This window comes from Mycobacterium sp. 29Ha (assembly GCF_032883055.1).
Lineage (GTDB): Bacteria > Actinomycetota > Actinomycetes > Mycobacteriales > Mycobacteriaceae > Mycobacterium > Mycobacterium gallinarum.
In genome coordinates, this window is record NZ_JAMQTI010000022.1 from 113134 (window position 1) to 119449 (window position 6316).

Sequence of the window (6316 nt, forward strand, 5' to 3'; positions counted from 1 at the left end):
ACTACCTCAGTGCCGCAAGGTTCGTCACGGATCTGCGAACGTCGGATTCGAGAACCTTGGCGACCAGATTGCCGATCTTGGTGTTGAGCAGACCGCCGGTGAGGTCAGCGATCACCTGGAATACGGAGCCGGAGGCGACATCCTCGGAGGGGCCGGGTACCTCCTTCACGCACAGGCGCAGGGCGATGCACACGGCGGGCTTTCCTCTGCCGACCAACTCGATTGCTTTCGGTTCGTCATACCGGGTGACGCGCCAGTGGATGACGTTACGAAAACCTTTGACCTTGATCGTCGACGACACCGTGGTGCCGACCTCGACCTCCGTCGGCACCGCGCTCTTCCAGCCGCCGAAGATGGTCAGCCACTCGTCGAACCGGCTTAGATCCGACGCCAACTCCCACGCCTTCTCCGGGCTGAGATCAGACGAAACCGAGACATCCACCGTTGCCATGCCTCACCACTACCCGGGCAAGCCACCGGGATAAACGAGTCATCAGATTTCCCCGACCCCGCGGCCGACGGCTGCGAAACTGATCATGAGCGCATCCTCGCGACCTACACAGCCGGCTGCTCAGACCGCCCAGCCGCGGGTCCGCACGCGCGTTTCAGCGGATTCTTTTGGTTCCGGGCCTAGTTGACGAAGGATTCCATTGTCGGAATGTAAATTCGTTGCGGAATCGCTTGCGAAGGTCAGCATGATCGGCGATTGTTTATCCACAGCTTCGGGGGTTTTTGAGGAGGATCCGCTCTGACCGGCTCACGCACCACCGCCGTGGATCAATCGACGGGACAACACGCAGCCGACCGCACCAAGGGCGGTCCGGTCATCGAGATCGACCATGTCACCAAGCGCTTCTCGGACTACGTAGCGGTCGCCGAGGCGGACTTCTCCATCGCCTCGGGCGAGTTCTTCTCGCTGCTCGGTCCATCGGGCTGCGGAAAGACGACGACGCTGCGGATGATCGCGGGTTTCGAGAGCCCAACCGAGGGAGCCATTCGGCTCGAGGGGGTCGACGTCTCGCGGGTGCCACCGCACAAACGGAACGTCAATACGGTTTTTCAGCACTACGCGCTCTTTCCGCACATGTCCGTGTGGGACAACGTTGCGTACGGACCGCGCAGCCGCAAGAAGGACAAGGCCGAGGTGCGCAAGCGGGTCGACGAATTGCTCGAGGTCGTTCGCCTGACCGACTTCGCCGAGCGCAGGCCCGCCCAGCTGTCGGGCGGTCAGCAGCAGCGTGTCGCGCTGGCTCGTGCGCTGGTGAACTACCCGAGCGCACTGTTACTCGACGAACCGCTCGGCGCGCTTGACCTCAAGCTGCGCCACGCCATGCAGTTCGAGCTCAAGCGCATCCAGCGCGAGGTCGGGATCACGTTCATCTACGTGACCCACGACCAGGAAGAGGCGCTGACGATGAGTGACCGCATCGCGGTCATGAACGCAGGCAACGTCGACCAGATCGGCACGCCGACCGAGATCTACGACCGCCCCTCGACGGTGTTCGTCGCCAGCTTCATCGGACAGGCGAACTTGTGGGCGGGCCGCCAGACCGGCCGCACCAACCGCGACTTCGTCGAAGTCGAAGTGCTCGGGACGACGCTGAAGGCCCGCCCCGGTGACACGGCGATCGAACCAGGCGGTCACGCGACGCTGATGGTGCGGCCGGAACGAGTCCGGGTTTCGGTCGACGCGCCGACCGGAGATGTCGCGACCGTGGCCGCGACGGTCAAGGATCTGACGTTCCAGGGTCCGGTGGTGCGGCTGATGCTGGTGGCGCCCGACGATTCGACGATCATCGCCCACGTCGGTCCCGAACAGGACCTGCCGATGCTGCGGCCCGGTGACGGCGTCCACGTGTCATGGGCACCGGACGCCTCGCTGGTATTGCCTGCGGCGGACATCCCCACGGCCGAAGATCTCGAAGAGATGCTCGACGACTCCTGATCGACCGTTTCCGTTCGCCCGTCCCCTCTTTCACATCGACGAAAGGCACAGTCGCCATGCCATCCACGAACATTGACCTCGAACTGGCCGCCCGGCTCGCCGCCAACCGGACCTCACGTCGGCGGTTCATCGGCGGCGGTGCCGCGGCCGCCGCGGCGCTGGCTCTCGGTCCGTCCTTCCTCGCCGCCTGTAGCTCGGAGAGCGGCGAATCGGGCGAGACATCAGCGCCGAACGGTGGTCCAGCCAGCGGCACGTTGCGGGTTTCGAACTGGCCGCTGTACATGGCCGACGGTTTCGTCGCCGCCTTCCAGACCGCGTCCGGCATCACGGTGGACTACAAGGAAGACTTCAACGACAACGAGCAGTGGTTCGCCAAGAACAAGGAACCGTTGTCGCGCAAGCAGGACATCGGTGCCGACCTCGCGGTGCCGACCACGTTCATGGCGGTGCGCCTGCACCAGCTCGGTTGGCTGAACGACATCAGCGATGCCGGCTGGTCCAACAAGAAGAACCTGCGTCCGGATCTGCTCGAGGCGAGCGTCGACCCGGAGCGAAAGTTCAGCGCGCCCTATATGTCCGGCCTCGTCGGTCTGGCCTACAACCGTGCGGCGACCGGTCGAGACATCTCCAAGATCGACGATCTGTGGGATCCGGCGTTCAAGGGCCGTGTCAGCCTGTTCTCGGACGCTCAGGACGGCCTCGGCATGCTGATGCTGTCGCAAGGCAATTCCCCCGAGGACCCCAGCACCGAGACGGTGCAGAAGGCCGTAGACCTCGTCCGTGAGCAGAAGGACAAGGGACAGATCCGGCGCTTCACGGGCAACGACTACGCCGATGACCTCGCGGCGGGCAACATCGCTGTCGCACAGGCCTATTCGGGCGACGTCGTCCAGCTGCAGGCGGACAATCCCGATCTGCAATTCGTGGTTCCGGAGTCGGGTGCGACGATGTTCGTCGACACCATGGTGATTCCGTACACCACGAAGAACCAAAGTGCTGCCGAGGCGTGGATCAACTACATCTACGACCGGGCGAACTACGCCAAACTGGTGTCTTTCGTGCAGTACGTCCCCGTCCTGTCGGATATGACCGAGGAACTCGAGAAGGTCGATCCTGCCGCGGCCAGCAACCCGCTGATCAACCCGTCGAAGGAGACCCTGGACAAGTCGAAGGGCTGGGCACCGCTGACCGACGAGCAGACCCTCGAGTACAACACCCTGTACGCAGCAGTCACCGGCGGCTGATCGGATGGCGGGTGTAGCCACCAGCGGGCGGCAGCGGAGCAAGATCGCTCCGTATCTGATGGTCCTGCCGGCGCTCGTGTACCTCGGAATCTTCTTCGTGGTGCCGTTCTTCACGCTGGCGAAGACGTCTTTGTCGTCGTCGGGCGGTTCGGTGTACATGCCCACGCTCGAATTCGCGTGGGACTTCAACAACTACTTCGAAGCATTCAGCCAGTACCGCGATCAGATTCTGCGGTCGTTCGGTTATGCCTTGGCGGCTACCCTGCTGTGTCTGGTGCTGGCGTTTCCGCTGGCATACGTCATCGCGTTCAAGGCGGGACGGTTCAAAAACCTGATCCTCGGTCTGGTGATCCTGCCGTTCTTCGTCACGTTCCTGATCCGCACCATCGCCTGGAAGACGATCCTGGCTGACGAGGGCTGGCTGGTCCAGACGCTCGGCACCATCGGACTGCTGCCCGAGGAGGGCCGGCTGCTGTCCACCAGCTGGGCGGTGATCGGCGGGCTCACCTACAACTGGATCATCTTCATGATCCTGCCGCTCTACGTCAGCCTCGAGAAGATCGATCCACGGCTGATCGAGGCGTCCAAGGATCTGTACTCGTCGAACGTCCGTAGCTTCACGAAAGTCATCCTGCCGCTGTCGATGCCGGGCGTGCTGGCGGGAAGCATGCTGGTCTTCATCCCGTCGGTCGGCGACTTCATCAACGCCGACTACCTGGGGAGTACACAGACCACGATGATCGGCAACGTTATCCAGAAGCAGTTCCTGGTCGTCAAGGACTACCCGGCCGCGGCGGCGCTGAGCCTGGTGTTGATGCTCATCATTCTGGGTGGAGTGCTGATGTACACGCGGGCGATGGGTACGGAGGATCTGGTTTGACGCCCTCCTCGGACTGATGTCCGGGAATTTTAACCCCATCCCATCCACCTATGCGGCAGGAGTAGCGAGTTGAGGTTCACGGTTCGCAGACCGCCTTCTGGCGAGGTCTCCCCGTGCTGTCACCGCCCGTCCGGCGGCGATGTTGCGTGCAGCATTGACGTCGGCGTTGCACTGTCCAGCGTTGCAGGCTTGGCACTCGAAGACCGCTTGGCTCTTGCGGTTCTCGGGTGCGACGTGCCCGCATTCGGAACAGCGTTGCGACGTGTATGCGGCCAGGATCTGCTCGACCCGGCCAAAAGCCTTGTGCTGCAAACGTGTGGCGAGGAGCCCCCAACCGTTTTGGCTGATCGCGCGGTTAAGTCCACGCTTTTGGGCGACTCGCGCGCCAGGTTGTTCGACCGTGCCGCGCGCGGAGCGCGTCATCGCCCGCACGTCAAGGGCTTCGATTCTGATCACGTCGAAGCACCGCGCGAGGTCAGTCGTCGTTTTCTCGACCCAGTCCTTACGTCGGTCCCTCTCACGGGCTCTCAGCTTGGCGATCGCCCGTTTCGTCTTTCCGCGACGGTTGGAGCATGGCTTGGCCCGGGCGAGCCGCCGCTGCAATACCTTCAACCGCTTCGCTTCGCCCGACGTCAGATTCGGGGCACGCAGCAGTTCGCCGGTGGACAGGGCGGCCGACACAGCAACGCCGCGGTCAATTCCGACCACACTCCCGTCGCGCGGCCCGGCGACCGGGTCTGGAATGTGTGCGAACGCGATATGCCAGCGGCCGGCCCGATCTCGCGTTACCCGGTAGGACTTGACACCGACTGGCACCGGGCGCGACAGCCGAAACCGCACCCACCCCACCTTGGGAATCCAGACCCGACCGAAACGACGGTTCAGCTTCTCGACGTGATGCGGTCTCAAGCCGACCTGTCGAAACCCCTCGTGCACACCGGCTTTACGCCATGTCGGGCGACGATGCGTGCCGTTAAAGAAGTACTTCATCGCTTGTGTGAAATCTCGCAGCGCCTGCTGCTGCGCCGTCTGACTCCCAGCACGAAGCCACGAATACTCGGCCCGTGCCTCGGTCAACTGCGCAGCCTGTTCCAGATAGCCGGGAGCCTTGCGCCCCGGCTGCCAATGCCGCTGCTGCTCCACCGCCAAATTCCAGACGTACCGCGCATCCCGGCAATGAGCCAACAGCTCCTGCTCCTGCTCCGGAGTCGGCACCAATCGGAACCGCGACATAGCCGCACCATAACCACCGACACCGACAGCCCCCGACGTTGCACACCAGCGCACCTAGTCACCGGTTCCCTTACCGCACCGAAGTCCGGTGCGTTCAGTGCAAGGAGGCTTCGATGACCGTTGCCGCCATCCAGTCGGCCACCAGCCCGAAACCGGCGAAGACCGTCAAGGGCAATCCGCGGTGGGGCGATCTCCTGCTGCGGGTGGTCGCCGGCTTGGTGCTGCTCTACTTGTTCCTGCCGATCTTCGTGATCATCCTGTTCTCGTTCAACAAACCCGCAGGCAAGTTCAACTACACCTGGCAGGGTTTCACGCTGGAAAACTGGGCCGACCCGTTCAAGTTTCCACCGCTGACCGAAGCGCTGATTTTGAGTCTCGAGGTCGCGGCCATTTCGACCGCGGTCGCGTTGGTGCTCGGAACCTTGGTGGCGATCGCGCTGGTTCGGCAACGGTGGCGGGGGCAGAAGGCCGTCGACACCTTCCTGATCCTTCCGCTGACCGCTCCGGAAGTCGTGATGGGTGCCGCGCTGCTGACGCTGTTCCTCGACTTCGGTTGGGCCGCGGGATACACGACGATCCTTATTGCACACATCGCCTTCGAGGTCAGCTTCATCGCGATGACCGTGCGGGCGCGGGTCCGTGGCTTTGATTGGACCCTGGAGGATGCCTCGATGGATCTCGGCGCCAGCCCCTTGCGTACGTTCTTCAAAGTGACGTTGCCGCTGATCATTCCGGGCATCGTTGCCGCGGCGATGTTGTCGTTCGCGCTGTCGCTGGACGACTTCATCATCACGTATTTCGTCAGCGGATCCACGGTGACGTATCCGTTGTATGTGAACGCGGCAGTCAAGGCCGCGGTGCCGCCTCAGATCAACGTGCTCGCGACCGCGATCCTGGTGATCAGCCTCATTCTGCTGGCAGCAGGAACACTGCTGCGACGCAAGAGGTTCGAGGGCTGACTAGCCCGGATTTTTCGCGCAATGTCGCCTGTGACGGTGTGTAGATAAGCGAAAG

Annotated in this window: 6 protein-coding genes; 4 read left to right on the plus strand and 2 right to left on the minus strand. The window is 63.0% G+C overall.

Features of this window, described 5'->3' with window-relative positions; genetic code table 11:
- Position 1: 1 nt before the first annotated feature.
- Positions 2–451: an SRPBCC family protein gene (locus M1248_RS24835; protein WP_163728026.1), complete on the minus strand. Its 450-nt coding sequence runs from the start codon at positions 449–451 to the stop codon at positions 2–4.
- 321 nt (positions 452–772) lie between these two features.
- On the opposite strand from M1248_RS24835, the gene M1248_RS24840 reads away from it, so the two are divergent.
- From M1248_RS24840 to M1248_RS24850, 3 genes are read left to right on the plus strand one after another with little or no spacing between them, the layout of a single operon-like run.
- Positions 773–1945, plus strand: coding sequence for an ABC transporter ATP-binding protein (locus tag M1248_RS24840; RefSeq protein WP_317150029.1), 1173 nt, complete (start codon positions 773–775; stop codon positions 1943–1945).
- A gap of 56 nt (positions 1946–2001) precedes the next feature.
- Positions 2002–3189 (plus strand): spermidine/putrescine ABC transporter substrate-binding protein, encoded by a 1188-nt coding sequence (locus M1248_RS24845; RefSeq protein WP_317150030.1) that lies wholly within the window; start codon positions 2002–2004, stop codon positions 3187–3189.
- A 4-nt stretch (positions 3190–3193) separates the two neighbouring features.
- Complete coding sequence (locus tag M1248_RS24850; RefSeq protein WP_317150031.1) at positions 3194–4069, plus strand: ABC transporter permease; 876 nt, start codon at positions 3194–3196, stop codon at positions 4067–4069.
- A gap of 48 nt (positions 4070–4117) precedes the next feature.
- On the opposite strand, the gene M1248_RS24855 is transcribed toward M1248_RS24850, so the two are convergent.
- Positions 4118–5302, minus strand: coding sequence for an RNA-guided endonuclease InsQ/TnpB family protein (locus tag M1248_RS24855; protein ID WP_163728015.1), 1185 nt, complete (start codon positions 5300–5302; stop codon positions 4118–4120).
- Positions 5303–5415: 113 nt separating this feature from the next.
- Between M1248_RS24855 and M1248_RS24860 the strand changes: the two genes are divergently transcribed.
- Positions 5416–6261, plus strand: coding sequence for an ABC transporter permease (locus M1248_RS24860; RefSeq protein ID WP_163728013.1), 846 nt, complete (start codon positions 5416–5418; stop codon positions 6259–6261).
- Positions 6262–6316: the final 55 nt, after the last annotated feature.